This is a genomic window from Exiguobacterium sp. N5, from assembly GCF_025842465.1.
Lineage (GTDB): Bacteria > Bacillota > Bacilli > Exiguobacteriales > Exiguobacteriaceae > Exiguobacterium > Exiguobacterium profundum.
The window spans coordinates 1-842 of record NZ_JAPAEP010000012.1 but is presented as its reverse complement, the minus strand read 5'-3'; the positions used below and the strand labels follow the sequence as shown (position 1 = coordinate 842).

At 55.2% G+C, this 842-nt stretch carries 1 rRNA gene; it reads right to left on the bottom strand.

The features are described from left to right. Nucleotides 1-842 (bottom strand): 23S ribosomal RNA (locus tag OKS35_RS15315); the annotation flags it as partial.

Here is an 842-nt window from a genome sequence, read left to right as displayed (position 1 = left end):
GAACTGTCTCACGACGTTCTGAACCCAGCTCGCGTACCGCTTTAATGGGCGAACAGCCCAACCCTTGGGACCTACTCCAGCCCCAGGATGCGATGAGCCGACATCGAGGTGCCAAACCTCCCCGTCGATGTGGACTCTTGGGGGAGATCAGCCTGTTATCCCCAGGGTAGCTTTTATCCGTTGAGCGATGGCCCTTCCATGCGGAACCACCGGATCACTAAGCCCGACTTTCGTCCCTGCTCGACTTGTAGGTCTCGCAGTCAAGCTCCCTTCTGCCTTTGCACTCTTCGAATGATTTCCAACCATTCTGAGGGAACCTTTGGGCGCCTCCGTTACTGTTTAGGAGGCGACCGCCCCAGTCAAACTACCCGCCTGACACGGTCCTCCAGCCGGATCACGGCTGCGAGTTAGAGACTCTATACGCAAAGGGTGGTATCCCAAGGGTGTCTCCACCGAAGCTGGCGCTCCGGCTTCACAAACTCCCACCTATCCTGTACATCGCGTACAAAGCCTCAATATCAGGCTGTAGTAAAGCTCCATGGGGTCTTTCCGTCCTGTCGCGGGTAACCTGCATCTTCACAGGTACTATGATTTCACCGGGTCTCTCGTTGAGACAGTGCCCAAATCGTTACGCCTTTCGTGCGGGTCGGAACTTACCCGACAAGGAATTTCGCTACCTTAGGACCGTTATAGTTACGGCCGCCGTTTACTGGGGCTTCGGTTCAGTGCTTCTCTTGCGATGACACATCCCCTTAACCTTCCAGCACCGGGCAGGCGTCAGCCCCTATACTTCATCTTGCGATTTAGCAGAGACCTGTGTTTTTGCTAAACAGTCGTTTGGG